Below are 12,948 nucleotides of genomic sequence, written 5' to 3' on the forward strand. Positions count from 1 at the left end.
CGTCAGGCCTGGTCGAGCGCGGCGGCCGGGTCGTGCCCGGGGATGTGCTGGACGCCGATGCGCTTGCGGAACACCCAGTACGTCCAGCCCTGGTAGAGCAGCACGAGCGGGGTGAACACCGCGGCCACGATGGTCATCAGCTTCAGCGTGTACGGCGAGGAGGCCGCGTTGGCGACGGTCAGGCTCCAGCCGTCGTTCAGGGTGGAGGGCATGACGTCCGGGAAGAGCGCCAGGAAGAGCATCGCGACGGCGGCCACGATGGTCGCCCCGGAGAGGATGAACGCCCAGCCCTCGCGGCCGAGTTGGTTGGCCGCCAGCGCTCCGACCAGCGCCAGCACCGCGATGACCAGGGCGGCCAGGCTGCGGCCGTTGCCGTTGTCGGCCTGCGTCCAGAGCAGGAAGGCCAGCGCCAGCACCGCCGCCACCACGCCCACCCGCAGGGCGGTGGCCCGCGCCCGGTCGCGGATGTCGCCGACCGTCTTGAGCGCCGCGAACACCGCGCCGTGGAAGGTGAACAGGCTGAGCGTCACCAGGCCGCCGAGGATGGCGTACGGGTTGAGCAGGTCCCAGAAGGTGCCGACGTAGTTCTTCTGCGCGTCGATGTCGACGCCGCGCACGATGTTGGCGAAGGCCACGCCCCACAGGAAGGCCGGGAGCAGCGAGGTCCAGAAGATGGCCTCCTCCCAGTTGCGCTGCCAGCGCGCGTCGTCGCGCTTGGCCCGGTACTCGAAGGCCACGCCGCGCACGATGAGGCAGACCAGGATGATCAGCAGCGGGATGTAGAAGCCGCTGAACAGGGTCGCGTACCAGTCCGGGAAGGCCGCGAAGGTGGCGCCGCCGGCGGTCAGCAGCCAGACCTCGTTGCCGTCCCAGACCGGGCCGATGGTGTTGATCAGGACGCGCCGTTCGGCGGTGTTGCGGGCGAGCGGCTTGGTGAGGATGCCGATCCCGAAGTCGAAGCCCTCCAGGAAGAAGTAGCCGATCCACAGGACCGCGATCAGTACGAACCAGACGTCGTGGAGTTGCATGTCAGATCCCCTGTGGTCCTCAGTAGGCGAAGGCGAGAGGCTTGTCGGCGTCGTCGTCCGAGGACGGTCCGCGCAGGGTCGGGTCCTTGGCGGGGGGCTGCTCGGTCACCACCGGGCCGGCCTTGGCGTACTTCACCAGCAGCCGCACCTCGACGACGGCGAGGATCGCGTACAGCAGGGTGAAGGTGGTGAGGGCGCCGATCTGGGTGCCGACGCTCACGTTGGGGGAGACCGCGTTCGCCGTGGTCATCAGGCCGAAGACGGCCCACGGCTGGCGGCCCATCTCGGTGAAGATCCAGCCGAAGCTGTTGGCGATCAGCGGGAAGCCCATGGTCAGGATGCCGATCCGCCAGCTCCACTTGGTGAGGAACGGACCCATCTCCCGTCCCGGGGTGAGCATCAGCCGGGGCACCTCGGTCTCGCCGGTGCGGAACTCGGGGCGCAGGAACTTCTTGCGCCGGGTGGTCCAGAGCCCGATCAGGCCGGCCACGAAGGAGGTCATCCCGAAACCGATCATGAGGCGGAAGCCCCAGTAGGTGACGAAGATGCTCGGGATGTAGTCCTTGGGGTCGCCGCCGTACTTGGCGGCCTCGGCGGCCGCGGTGTCGTTGATGCCGGGGACGGAGGAGTTGAAGTCGCTGTGGGCGAGGAAGGAGAGTATCCCGGGGATCTCCAGCTCGACCGAGTTGTGGCCCTTGCTGACGTCGCCGACCGCGAAGATCGAGAACGGCGCGGGCGACTGGGTGTCCCACAGGGCCTCGGCGGCGGCCATCTTCATCGGCTGCTGCTCGAACATGACCTTGGCGAGCGAGTCGCCGCTGAGCGCGGTGCCGGCGCCGAAGACCACGGCGAGGACCAGGCCGAGCCGCAGCGAAGTGCGCATCACGGCGGTCTTCTTGGGGTCGGCGCTCTCCGGCTTGCGCTTGGCCTTCCAAAGGTGGAAGGAGGCGATGCCGACCATGAAGGCCGCGCCGGTGAGGAAGGCGGCGGTCAGGGTGTGCGCCACCACGGTGAGGGTGGTGTTCTGGAACAGCACCTTGGCGATGTCGGTGAGCTGGGCCTTGCCGGTGGCCGGGTCGATCGAGTAGCCGACCGGGTGCTGCATCCAGGAGTTGGCCGCCAGGATGAAGTAGGCGGAGAGCACGGTGCCCAGGGCGACCATCCACATGCAGGCGCAGTGGATCTTCTTCGGCAGCTTGTCCCAGCCGAAGATCCACAGGCCGATGAAGGTGGACTCGAAGAAGAAGGCGATCAGCGCCTCCATCGCGAGCGGGGCGCCGAAGACGTCGCCGACGAAACGGGAGTAGTCGGACCAGTTCATGCCGAACTGGAATTCCTGGACGATGCCGGTGACCACGCCCATCGCGATGTTGATCAGGAAGAGCTTCCCCCAGAACTTGGTGGCGTGGAAGTACTTCTCCTTGTTCGTCCTCACCCAGGCGGTCTCCAGCCCGGCCACGATGGCGGCGAGGCTGATGGTGAGCGGGACGAAGAGGAAGTGGTAAACGGTGGTGATGCCGAATTGCCATCGCGCGATGGTCTCGTGAGCGATTGCCAGCTCCACGTCGCCCTCTCTCCAACCGACCGGCCCTGTTGAAGGGCATGTTTCGGACAAACTTCATCTATAGCTGTAGACCGCTGCCCAACCACGCAAGCTTGTCCGCTTGTGAACGTGAACACGTTCACAAGGAGCAGTATCCATCATCCTTACGAAGGAATCGCAGGCGGGGTGTGGTTGACACCTTCGGAACGGTGTGTAGCCGTACGTAGCGGGGCGTGGCCGTGTGTGGCCGTGCGGCGGCGGTGCAGTGGTGAACGCAGTGGCGGTGGGGACAGTCTGCGGAGCCGTCCACGGCCCTGACAACGAACGGCCGGGCAGCCGGCGGAGCGGTCTTGGCCGATCCGTCGCTTGACACGACGGCGCCCACGCCGTCGCGGACGGCGTGGGCGCCTGAAGGGACCAGCGGCCCCTGGTCCTGTCCTCGTTTCTCCGCTACGCCCTTCGGCTACGTCCGGCCATTACGCCCGGCCGAGGAGCTGGGTGCCCGGGGTGGAGTCGGCGCGGGCGGTGAAGAACTCGGTGAAACCGTGCAGGAACTCCTCCACGGTGATCCGGCCGTCCCCGTCCACGTCCAACTGGCGGAACCCGTGCGAGAGTTCGGCCGGATGGACGCGCGGTCCACCGAACACCGCCCGGTACTCGTCCGCCTCCAGGAAGCCGCTGCCGTCGGTGTCGGCGGCGGTGAACACGGCCCGCAGCGCGGGCAGCAGCCCCTGCTCCAGATAGGCCGGATCCCGGTCGCAGCCCGCGACGGTGGCCGCCACGAACTCCTCCCGGCTCACCTTGCCGTCGCCGTTCGCGTCCATCGCCGCGCGCAGCTGCTCCCACCAGCCGTCGAAGGCCTGGTACACCCGCGCCTCGGCGGCCTCGTCCAACTCCAGCTGCCAGCACACGTTGTGCGCCATCGCCCGCAGGTCGTGGACGGTGAGGAAGCCGTCGCCGGTCTGGTCCAGCACCTCGCGGAAGAACCGGTCCACCCGGGACCCGCGCGCGTCCCGGCGCGGCGGACGCCACCGGGACGGGGCACCGCCCTGCCCCGGGGAGCGGTAGCGCAGCCGGTCCGACAGCAGCGGGACGACCGCGCCGGCGCCCCGGTGCAGCAGCCAGGACAGCAGCGCGGCCCGCCGCGTCCGCACCAGCCCGAACCGCTCCCGCACCGCCGGCGGCAGATCCGCCACCGTCAGCGCCGTGATCGCCCGCGCCACCACCGCCCGCAGCACCCGCCACCCGGCGTCGCCGAGGAACCACAGCCGCCGCGGCCGCGGCGCCCCGCGCAGCATGTCCTCCAGCAGGTAGCGGGCCGCCTCGGTGAGCTCCAGCCGCTCGCGCGCCGCCCGGGCGAAGTACGCGGGCAACTCGGCCGCACTGCGGGGAAGTTCACCCTCAGGCAGCCCGAAGGCCGCCACCGACCCGGTGAACTCCTGGTACGCCGCCTCCAGTTGACCGGCGTCGTACGGATCCCCGCCCAGCCGCCGCATCGCGACCACGCACTCGAACAGCGTCAGCAGCACCCACGCCCGGGTCGCCGCGTCCTCGGCGTCGTACGCCCGCCCGTCCGGCGCCGTCCCACGGATCCGCTTGTGCGCCCGGTCCAGCCGCGCGACCTCCCTCCGCAGCGCCTCCCCGTCCTGGTAGAACAGCCGCCGCCCGCTCCCCAGCGTGTGCTCCACCCGCCGCCACGGATGCGCCTGGTACGTCGAGTGCTCGGCCATCCCGGCCCCCACCACCGGATCCGCCGCCTGCAGCACCAGCAGCCGCCACGCGACCAGCGCGATCCGCCACTCGGACAGGTCCCGCCGGAACGACACGCCGGGATCAACCACGGGATCAACCACGGGATCAGCCACGGCGCTCACCGGTGACCTCCGGCCCGATCACGAACCCCTTGGCGGGGCCCTCGGGGATCACGGCCTCCTCGCCGTACGGGATCCGGGTCGAGGACGCGTACGCACGGCGTTCGGGGTCGGGGCGGGAAAGTACGGTCACGGTACCGCCGTGACCGTAGTCATCGATGACCACGTACACCGGAATGTCCGCGGAAGCGTAGGCGCGCGGCTTGAATTCCTGGTCACGGCGTTCGTAGCAGTCGGGCCACACGACCTCGGCGACAAGGGGGATCCCGGACGCCAGAAGCCCCACACCCTCCGGGTGTTCGATCGCCTTCGTGTCGTCCGGTGCCACGGCGAAGTCAGGTTTCATCGCCTTCAAACCGGCGATCACATAACGGCCCTGCGTCGCCGTGTACCCCGTCCCGCGCAGGTGCTTCGTCAGCGCCTTCCTGAGGCCACCTCCCACCGCCGCATGGCGGAGGTCACCGATGACCGAGATGGTGATGCTGTCATCTCCGATCTCTGCGCGCGCGATCTTCGGGACGGCCATGGCCTTCCAGGCCTTCCATAACCTCTGATCAGGGTCCATAGCGATCTCCCGGTGCGTGAGTGAGCACCTGGACCGTCGCACAGGACCGGGGGGCCGGTCGGGTGAACGGCGGGGGTTCACCCGATCGGGGCGTTTCGGGGCCGGGAAACGCGAAACCGCAGGGCGGGCCGGGAGGGGGCCTGCCCTGCGGTTCGGGGGTGCTGTGGGGTTCGCGCCCTCCTCCCGAGCGGGCGCGAACCGGGTGGATCAGGAGGAGGAGCGGGCCGGCTTGCGGCGGGAGACGTAGAGGGCCGCGGCACCCAGGCTGAGGGCCAGGCCGGAACCCAGCGCCAGGTACGGGGTGGCCGGGTTGGAACCGGTCTCGGCGAGCTCGGTGGTCGAACCGGTGGTCGCCTTGGCCGGGGCGGCGGTCGTCGACCTGGCCTGGCTGCTCGCGGTGGTCGCCTTGGTGCCGGCGCCGGTGCCGTTGGTGGTGGTGGTCGCGGTGGTGTCCGAGACCGGGGTGACGGCGGCGGACTGCTGGGCCGGCTGCTCCGCCGGGGCCGGGGCGGGCTGCTCGACCGGCTTCTCGCTCGGCTTGTCGGCGGGCTTGTCGGCCGGCTTGTCGACCGGCTTCTCGGCGGCGGCCTTGGCCTCGGCGAGGGCCTTGTCCGCGGTGGCCTGGGCGGCGGCCGCGGTCTTGGTGGCCTCCTGCAGCACGCCGAGCTTGCGCATCGCCGCGACCTTGGCGTCGTCCAGCGCCGTGCCGGCGGCGGTCACGGCGGCCTTGGCCTTGGTGTCCGCGTCGGTGGCGGCGTTGGCGGCGTCGAACGCCGCCAGCATCCGCACCCTGGCCGCTTCCAGTTCCTCCGGCTTCGCGGAGCGGTACGCGGCCGAGGCCTCCACGGCTTCGTTGTAGGTCTTCTCGTGGGCCGCGGCGGCCGTCTTGGCGGCGGCCTGGGCCTCCTGGAGCTTGCCGAGGTAGGGCTGCGGGTTGTTCATGAAGGCCGTGGTCTCGGCCTGCCCGGCGGCCTCGGCGGCGACGGCGGCCTGGTGGGCCTTGGCCGCGGTGGCGGCGGCCTTCTCCAGCTCCGCGATCGAGCCGGTGTCGTTCCGGGTCTGCGCCGTCGAAGCCGACTCCGCGAAGGCGGGTGCCGCGGAGAGCATGGCTGCGGGCGAGATCACGGCGGCGACGAGGGCGGCCGAGACCAGCGTACGGCGGAGTTTCACAATGACCCCTTTCGGGTCGGAAAGAAAGCAAAAGCCGTGTGCCGGGCTGTTCTTGACGACCCGACGGCGTTGATCATAGGCACACGGATTCTTTACGCTCCATGCCGCGTTCCGGCAATGAAAACGGCCCGCCATTGCTTGGTCGGCAAGGGAATTGACGTGTCGACAATGCCGTCAGGAAGTCCGGTCACCGTTGGTGGGCAGTTCGACCCGGAACGTGGCGCCGGCGCCGGGGGCGGTGTCCAGGGTGAGGGTGCCGCCGTGCGCGTGGGTGAGCGCGGTGGCGATGGCGAGGCCGAGTCCGGCGCCGCCTCCGCCGTGCCGGCTGCGGGAGGCGTCGACCCGGTAGAAGCGGTCGAAGACCCGCTGGGCCTGGCCGTCGGTGAGCCCCGGCCCGGCGTCGGCGACCTCCAGCAGGCAGACACCGCCCGCGCCGCCGACCCCGATCCGCACGGGGGTGCCGGGCGGGGTGTGCTTGACCGCGTTGCCGACCAGGTTGGTGACCACCTGGCGCAGCCGGGCCTCGTCGCCGAGGACGGGGGCCGCGCCGGGGGCGCCGGTGCCGGACGGGCCGGTGAGGGAGACGGGCCGGGTCGGGTCGAGGGCGGTGAGGTCGTGCAGCGCGTCCGCGGCGAGGGTGCGCAGGTCCATCGGGGCGAGGTCGAGCGGGCGTTCCTCGTCGAGCCGGGCGAGCACCAGCAGGTCCTCGACCAGGGCGCCCATCCGGACGGCCTCGCTCTCGATCCGGGTCATGGTCCGCTTGACGTCCCCGTCGGTGGGCAGCGCGCCCATCCGGTAGAGCTCGGTGAAGCCGCGGATCCCGGCGAGCGGGGTGCGCAGTTCGTGCGAGGCGTCGGCGACGAACCGGCGCATCCGGGCCTCGGATTCGGCGCGGGCGGCGAAGGCTGCCTCGATCTGGGTGAGCATGCCGTTGAGCGCGATGGAGAGCCGCCCGACCTCGGTGCCGGGGGAGAGTTCCGGCATCCGGTGGGAGAGTTCGCCGTCGGCGATCCGGGCGGCGCCGGCCTCGATCCGGCGCAGTGGCCGCAACCCGGCCCGGACGGCGAAGAAGCCGAGCCCGGCGATCAGCAGCAGGACGGCGCCGCCGATCGCGAGGAAGGAGCTGCGCAGCTTGCCGACGGTGGCGTCGATGTCCGCGCGGGAGACGGCCACCATGACGTAGGTCGCGGTGACGGCGGGCGAGGCGTAGTCGCTGGGGCTGGCGGCGGCCGGGGCCCGGGGGGTCTGGATCGGCAGCACGAGGACCCGCCAGTTGTAGTGGCCGCGCTGGTCGGGCAGGTCGAAGGGGACGTCGGGCTCGGTGCGGGTCGGGTCGAGGCCGGCGAGTTGGGGCGCCGGGTCGCTGTCGGAGACGGGCTGGCGCATGACGGCCTGCACCTTGCCGTCCGAGGAGAGGTACTGGACCAGGTACTGGCTGGGCAGGGTGCTGCGTTTGCCGGTGACGGCGGGGCGCCCGGCCTCCGGGGTGCCGACCCGTACCGGGCCCTTGTGGGACAGCGGCAGCCCGTACCGCTGGAGCTGCTCGTCGAGTTGATCGACCAGCTGCACCCGGACGGTGCCGAGCACGACGGCGTCGCTGACCGCCAGCCCGGTGGTGACCAGCACCAGCGCGAGCACCAGCAGCCGGGCGCGCAGGGACAGCCGGGACAGCCCGGTCAGCCTCGACAGCCGGGAGAACAGCCGGGAGAACGGCCGCCGGAGCAGGGGCAGCCGGGAGAGCCGCCGCCGGAACACCGACAGCCGGGTGGAGAGCCGGGCGGGCACGGAGCGGACCGGTCAGCCCTGCGGGGGGCGGCGCAGCGCGTAGCCGATGCCGCGCACGGTGTGAATCAGCTTGGGGCCGTGGGCCGGGCCGGAGTCGAGCTTGCGGCGCAGGTAGGAGATGTACGACTCGACGATGGAGAGGTCGCCGCCGAAGTCGTAGGCCCAGACGTGGTCGAGGATCTGCGCCTTGGAGACCACCCGGCCGACGTTGGCCATCAGGTAGTGCAGCAGCTTGAACTCGGTCGGGGAGAGCGCGACGGGGGTGCCGGCCCGGGTGACCTCGTGGGCGACCGGGTCGAGGCTGAGGTCGGCGACGATGAGCCGGCCGTCCTCGGCGGGCCCGCCGGAGCGGCGCAGGATGGCGCGGATCCGGGCGATCAGCTCCTCCAGGCTGAACGGCTTGGTGACGTAGTCGTCGGCGCCCGCGGCGAGGCCCTGGACCTTGTCGCCGACGCCGTCCTTGGCGGTGAGGAAGAGCACCGGGAGGTGGTCGCCGGGGTGGCCGTGCACGGGCCCGGCGATCTGGCCGCGGTTGGTCCGCTCGCGCAGCTTCTCGACGACGGTGAAGCCGTCGAGGTCCGGGAGCATCACGTCGAGGACGACGAGGTCGGGGCGTTCGACGGCTATCAGGTCGAGGGCCTCGGTGCCGCTGGCGGCGGAGGCGACCCGGAAACCGGAGAAGCGCAGCGAGGCGGCGAGCAGCTCGCGGATGTTGGGTTCGTCGTCGACGACGAGGAGGAAGGCCTCGCCAGGGCCGCCGGCCACCGCGGACCCGCCTGGTGTGGTGACTGTGCCTTGCACGGGGCTTTCGCCTCCTGGTCGGACGATGGCATTCGGCATGAGGCTAGCCCCCGGAGGCTATGCGGCATCGATGAATGTTGGATTAACACCTTATCGGTCGGTTTTTGAAGCACAAGGCCCCCAGCACAGGCTGGGTGGTATGCGCACGGACGGTAACGCCCCGGAAGCACCGACGGCCGAGAACCCGACGGCCGGGAACCCGACGCCCGCGGCCGGGGAGACCACTCCCCGACCGCGGAAGGGGCTCCGGTCAGGCGTGCTGACCGGGCCGGTAGCCGCCGGCGGGCATCCGGGTGATGACGTTGCCGCGGTTGAAGGCGTTGATGATCGCGATGAGGGACACCAGGGCCGCGAGCTGCTCCTCGTCGTAGTGCTGCGCGGCGTTCGCCCAGGCCTCGTCCGTGACCCCGCCGGCCGCGTCGGCCAGGCGGGTGCCCTGCTCCGCCAGCTCCAGGGCGGCGCGCTCGGCGTCGGTGAACACCGTCGCCTCCCGCCAGGCCGCGACCAGGTTGAGGCGGGTCGCCTCCTCCCCGCCGTGCACGGCGTCCTTGAAGTGCATGTCGACGCAGAAGCCGCAGCCGTTGATCTGGCTGGCGCGCAGCTTCACCAACTCCTGCGTCGCGAACGGCAGAGTCGACTCCACGATCACCTTGTTGGCCGCGATGAGGTGCTTGAGGAACTTGGACATGGTCTGGCTGGCGAAGGGGTTCAGGCGGGCTTCCATCGTGTGCTCCCTTGTCGTTGTCCGCTGGTGCCCTCTGAGACAGGGCACCCCGGCGGGCCGTGACAGGTACGGATGTGATCTGCGTCACTGCCACCTGGGCGCCGTTGGATACCCTGCTCGGCGAACCGAGGGAGGGGTTCCAGTGCCGGAATCAGCCATCACCACGGACGCGACCGGATACCGGCCGCTGCTGTTCTCCATCGCCTACGGGATGACGGGCTCCGTGGGCGACGCCGAGGACATCGTCCAGGCCGCCTTCCTCGGTCTGACCCGGGCCGACCAGGCCGGGACCACGATCACCAACCTCAAGGCGTACCTGACCACGTCGGTGACCAGGCTGGGCATCAACCACCTGACGTCGGCCCGGGTCCGCCGGGAGACGTACGTGGGCGAGTGGCTGCCCGAACCCGTCGTGGTCACCGCCGACCGCCCGGGGCCGGCCGAACACGCCGAGCTGGCCGACGCGTTGTCGATGGCGTTCCTCGTCCTGCTGGAGGCCCTCTCCCCGACCGAGCGGGCGGTGTTCATGCTCCGCGAGGCCTTCGGGTACGGCTACCCGGAGATCGCCGACGCCGTCGGCAAGTCCGAGGCCAACTGCCGCCAGATCCTCACCCGCGCCCGCAAGCGCCTCGCCCCCTCCGCCCAAGCCGTCGACACCCGGGCGCGCAAGGCGGAGGCCGACGAACTCGCCCGCAGGTTCTTCGAAGCCACCGAAGGCGGCGACCTGGACGCCCTGCTCCGACTCCTCTCCCCCGACGTCGTCTTCCACGGCGACGGCGGCGGCAAGGCCCGCGCCCTCGGCAAGGCCCTCACCGGCCTGCGCCGCGTCGCCCAGCTCCTCATAGGCGGCCTCCGCCGCAACCGCAAACTCGGCGTCACGCTGACGCCCGCCACCGTCAACGGCCGCCCGGGCGCCGTCCTCCACGACGCCGCCGGCCGCGTCGCCAGCGTCCTCGAACTCGACATCGCCGACGGCACCATCCAGGCCGTCCACGCCGTCTCCAACCCCGACAAGCTCACCCACCTAGGCCCGGTCTCCGACATCGGCCTGGTGAAGCCGAGATGACCTGCCGCCACCCATGAGGCCCGGCTGCTTCGGATCAAGCGTCAATGCCCTTGACGTACTCCTCGAAAGGCACCGATTCAGCGACGGCGATCCACTCAACCGTGAGCGAGCGACCAAGGGTCAAAAGCGCTGACGGTCGATCAGTTGTCGGTGTGACTCCTGCAGTCCCTCGGGAAGATCGTCCGGCGAGAACCATCGAGCCTCCAGAATCTCGAACGAGGCCACCTCGATCCGGCCACTGACGTACAGTGCCTCGTAGGCGACTTCGACCCGCAGTTGGTAACCGCTCTTCAGGTGCGCCAGCTCGCAGACCTTCACCGTGAGCCCGGTCTCCTCCCGGACCTCGCGCACGACGGTGTCCTCGAAGGTCTCCTTCGCGTTCGCGTAGCCAGTCGGCAGCCCCCACTGCCGGCCCTCCGGCCACATGCGGTGCTTCAGCAGCAGCACCCGGCCGTCCTGGTCACGGACGATGCCCGTCACGCCGACCATGAACTTCGAGTGCCACAACCACAGCACCCGCCACTGCATCGGCCCCCGAATGATCCGCCAGAGCCGCGCACCGATCTTCTTCATGGGTTCGCCCCTTCATCGGTCGGGCCACTCTCACGCTTCTCGCGCAGTCGACCCACGATCCCGCACGCCACGCCATCGACGCCAACTCTGCGATTTGTCAGATTAATTCGAGGACATCGCGCATCGGGGCTGCCGCCTCACCCGTGGCGGGCGAGCACCAACATATAGGGCGGCAAGGCGCGCTAGAAGGCGATTTCCTGTTCCCTCAAGAACTCGTCCCTGATGCTCTCGATCAGGCTGCGCATCTCGTCACCGGGCAAGGCCACGCCCACGAACCCGTCGAACTTTCGAACATAGACCTCAACGTCGCGAGGGTTAGTGACTACCACCTCGGCATGGACGGTTTCGACCGTGACCATGCGGTCATCCCGGATGACGAAGGAGTGTGCCGGCACGTCGGACTGCGGTGCAGCGAGAGGCACAATTCGAATATCCACATGCGGCAGGCGGGATACGGAGACGATACGGTCCAACTGTCCGGCCATCATTGCGGGCGGGACCAGTCGCCACCGGAGAACAGGCTCGGTGATGACGAATCGCAGCGTCTTGGTGGTGTCGTAGAGGGATTGCTGCCTTGCAAGGCGTGCTGCGATCACCCTCGACAACTGCTCTTCGGTGAGGCCCCTTCTCGCGAACACGGCACGCACGTACTCCGGGGTTTGCAGCAGCCCGGGAACCAGGGAAGGCTGGAACAGGCGAAGAAGCTTGGTCGAGTCGTCCAACGCTTTGATCTGCTGCTGCTTGCGGTGGTAGCCCAGACGCCGGATCAGACGCCACGCTGTCGCCTCCGTGGCCTCCGCCCGCGCAGCACCCATGTACTCGGCCTTGACGTCATCGGACACGCCTATAGCCGTGAGGATGCGGTCCACGTCCACGACGGTGGGTGACACCTTGCCGGTCTCGATCTTGCTCAACTTGCTCGCAGACATGACAGCGCTGCGGGCCACGGCCTTGGCTTCTTTGCCTGAAGCCTGCCGAAGTTCCCGCAGCGCCGACCCGAGACGTGTTCTGTTCACTCGCCGTACTGGTCCCACCATTCCGCGAACGGCACGGACCGCGCCATCACCGTGTCACGGTACGCCCTGAACTCATCGATCCGACCGCCGTCGAGGAATTCACTTCCGAGATACTTGCCGTTCCCGTCATAGCTCATCGCAGCCACGGTCTCGTCATCGAACAGCCAGAAGTCCGGAGCCTCCGGGACCGGGTTCCCCTGATCAGTCAGGTCCAGAGTTGGACAATCACCCTCGTCACAGGAACCCGCAAGCCTTGTCAGCTCCACCATTGCCCCCTCGATCGCTCGCCACCCCCACGATGCTCCCGAGGCAACCACGACACGGCAAGAGGTTCGCGTTTCCGATACTGGAAACCGCCCAACTTCGAACAGGTGATCAGAAGTTCATCGACCGCACGCCTGTCCGGCGGCAGCCCCTCGCGCGGGTGGGCGCGAGGGGGAGGCGGCTTCGGCGCAGGAAGTCGGCTTGGCCGACTTCCTGCGCCGGGGCGCGGGCAGCGCCGTGACGTACCGCCGGCGACTGGGTGCGGGGCGCGCAGGGGTGCCGTCGGTGGGGCTGGGTGGGGGCGGATCGCACGAGTCGGCGTCGGGGCTCACCGGGCGTAGGCAACCTTTCGGCCCGTTCGCGGCATCTAAGTGGTGTCAGGGCCGCGAGAGGGGAGGGCGCGGTAGGCGGGAGCCACGGGTGCCGCAGGCGTGGTCCGTGGTGTGTCGCTGGGGGGGCTGGATTAGTTAAAGGCGGCCTGTATTTCTATTGCGCCAATTTGGTGCGTATGCGATTTGACGCGCCGCGGTCGACTTCCGCTA

12 protein-coding genes are annotated in these 12,948 nt (G+C 69.8%); 1 reads left to right on the plus strand and 11 read right to left on the minus strand.

All coding sequences use genetic code 11. The features are described from left to right. Positions 1–2: 2 nt before the first annotated feature. The 8 genes from cydB to AB0O82_RS08685 form a co-directional block, all read right to left on the minus strand. Entirely contained in the window at positions 3–1,028 is a 1,026-nt protein-coding gene (gene cydB / locus AB0O82_RS08650) for a cytochrome d ubiquinol oxidase subunit II (RefSeq protein WP_363581534.1), read from the minus strand. A gap of 19 nt (positions 1,029–1,047) precedes the next feature. After that, the gene (locus tag AB0O82_RS08655) at positions 1,048–2,592 is read right to left on the minus strand and encodes a cytochrome ubiquinol oxidase subunit I (RefSeq protein ID WP_363581536.1); all 1,545 of its coding nucleotides are present in this window, start codon (positions 2,590–2,592) and stop codon (positions 1,048–1,050) included. Between the two features lie 455 nt (positions 2,593–3,047). Further along, positions 3,048–4,412 carry an EF-hand domain-containing protein gene (locus AB0O82_RS08660; protein ID WP_363581538.1) on the minus strand — a complete coding sequence of 455 codons (1,365 nt, stop codon included), beginning with the start codon at positions 4,410–4,412 and terminating at the stop codon, positions 3,048–3,050. A 16-nt stretch (positions 4,413–4,428) separates the two neighbouring features. Further along, complete coding sequence (locus AB0O82_RS08665) at positions 4,429–5,007, minus strand: Uma2 family endonuclease (protein WP_363581540.1); 579 nt, start codon at positions 5,005–5,007, stop codon at positions 4,429–4,431. A 207-nt stretch (positions 5,008–5,214) separates the two neighbouring features. Beyond that, the gene (locus tag AB0O82_RS08670; RefSeq protein WP_363581542.1) at positions 5,215–6,177 is read right to left on the minus strand and encodes an LAETG motif-containing sortase-dependent surface protein; all 963 of its coding nucleotides are present in this window, start codon (positions 6,175–6,177) and stop codon (positions 5,215–5,217) included. A gap of 174 nt (positions 6,178–6,351) precedes the next feature. Next, positions 6,352–7,962: a HAMP domain-containing sensor histidine kinase gene (locus tag AB0O82_RS08675; RefSeq protein ID WP_363581544.1), complete on the minus strand. Its 1,611-nt coding sequence runs from the start codon at positions 7,960–7,962 to the stop codon at positions 6,352–6,354. Positions 7,963–7,974: 12 nt separating this feature from the next. Beyond that, positions 7,975–8,763: a response regulator transcription factor gene (locus AB0O82_RS08680; protein WP_244293403.1), complete on the minus strand. Its 789-nt coding sequence runs from the start codon at positions 8,761–8,763 to the stop codon at positions 7,975–7,977. Positions 8,764–9,013: 250 nt separating this feature from the next. Then, positions 9,014–9,487 carry a carboxymuconolactone decarboxylase family protein gene (locus AB0O82_RS08685; protein WP_363581546.1) on the minus strand — a complete coding sequence of 158 codons (474 nt, stop codon included), beginning with the start codon at positions 9,485–9,487 and terminating at the stop codon, positions 9,014–9,016. 142 nt (positions 9,488–9,629) lie between these two features. Between AB0O82_RS08685 and AB0O82_RS08690 the strand changes: the two genes are divergently transcribed. Beyond that, positions 9,630–10,553: an RNA polymerase sigma-70 factor gene (locus AB0O82_RS08690; RefSeq protein ID WP_363581548.1), complete on the plus strand. Its 924-nt coding sequence runs from the start codon at positions 9,630–9,632 to the stop codon at positions 10,551–10,553. Between the two features lie 120 nt (positions 10,554–10,673). Here the strand turns inward: AB0O82_RS08690 and AB0O82_RS08695 are convergent, their stop codons facing one another. The 3 genes from AB0O82_RS08695 to AB0O82_RS08705 all read right to left on the minus strand — a co-directional run bounded on the left by AB0O82_RS08695 (position 10,674) and on the right by AB0O82_RS08705 (position 12,411). Next, complete coding sequence (locus AB0O82_RS08695) at positions 10,674–11,126, minus strand: NUDIX domain-containing protein (RefSeq protein ID WP_363581550.1); 453 nt, start codon at positions 11,124–11,126, stop codon at positions 10,674–10,676. 182 nt (positions 11,127–11,308) lie between these two features. Continuing rightward, positions 11,309–12,142, minus strand: coding sequence for a helix-turn-helix transcriptional regulator (locus AB0O82_RS08700; protein WP_363581552.1), 834 nt, complete (start codon positions 12,140–12,142; stop codon positions 11,309–11,311). Then, positions 12,139–12,411, minus strand: coding sequence for a DUF6879 family protein (locus tag AB0O82_RS08705; protein ID WP_363581554.1), 273 nt, complete (start codon positions 12,409–12,411; stop codon positions 12,139–12,141). Before AB0O82_RS08705 ends, AB0O82_RS08700 begins: the two co-directional genes overlap by 4 nt. Positions 12,412–12,948 lie beyond the last annotated feature (537 nt).

The organism is Kitasatospora sp. NPDC088264 (assembly GCF_040685715.1).
In the GTDB taxonomy this organism is placed as follows: domain Bacteria; phylum Actinomycetota; class Actinomycetes; order Streptomycetales; family Streptomycetaceae; genus Kitasatospora.

Bases quoted from the DNA above. Each gene is read 5' to 3' on its own strand.
- cydB (WP_363581534.1), bottom strand. From the start codon at position 1,028: ATGCAACTCCACGACGTCTGGTTCGTACTGATCGCGGTCCTGTGGATC.
- AB0O82_RS08665 (WP_363581540.1), bottom strand. From the start codon at position 5,007: ATGGACCCTGATCAGAGGTTATGGAAGGCCTGGAAGGCCATGGCCGTC.
- AB0O82_RS08685 (WP_363581546.1), bottom strand. From the start codon at position 9,487: ATGGAAGCCCGCCTGAACCCCTTCGCCAGCCAGACCATGTCCAAGTTC.
- AB0O82_RS08695 (WP_363581550.1), bottom strand. From the start codon at position 11,126: ATGAAGAAGATCGGTGCGCGGCTCTGGCGGATCATTCGGGGGCCGATG.
- AB0O82_RS08705 (WP_363581554.1), bottom strand. From the start codon at position 12,411: ATGGTGGAGCTGACAAGGCTTGCGGGTTCCTGTGACGAGGGTGATTGT.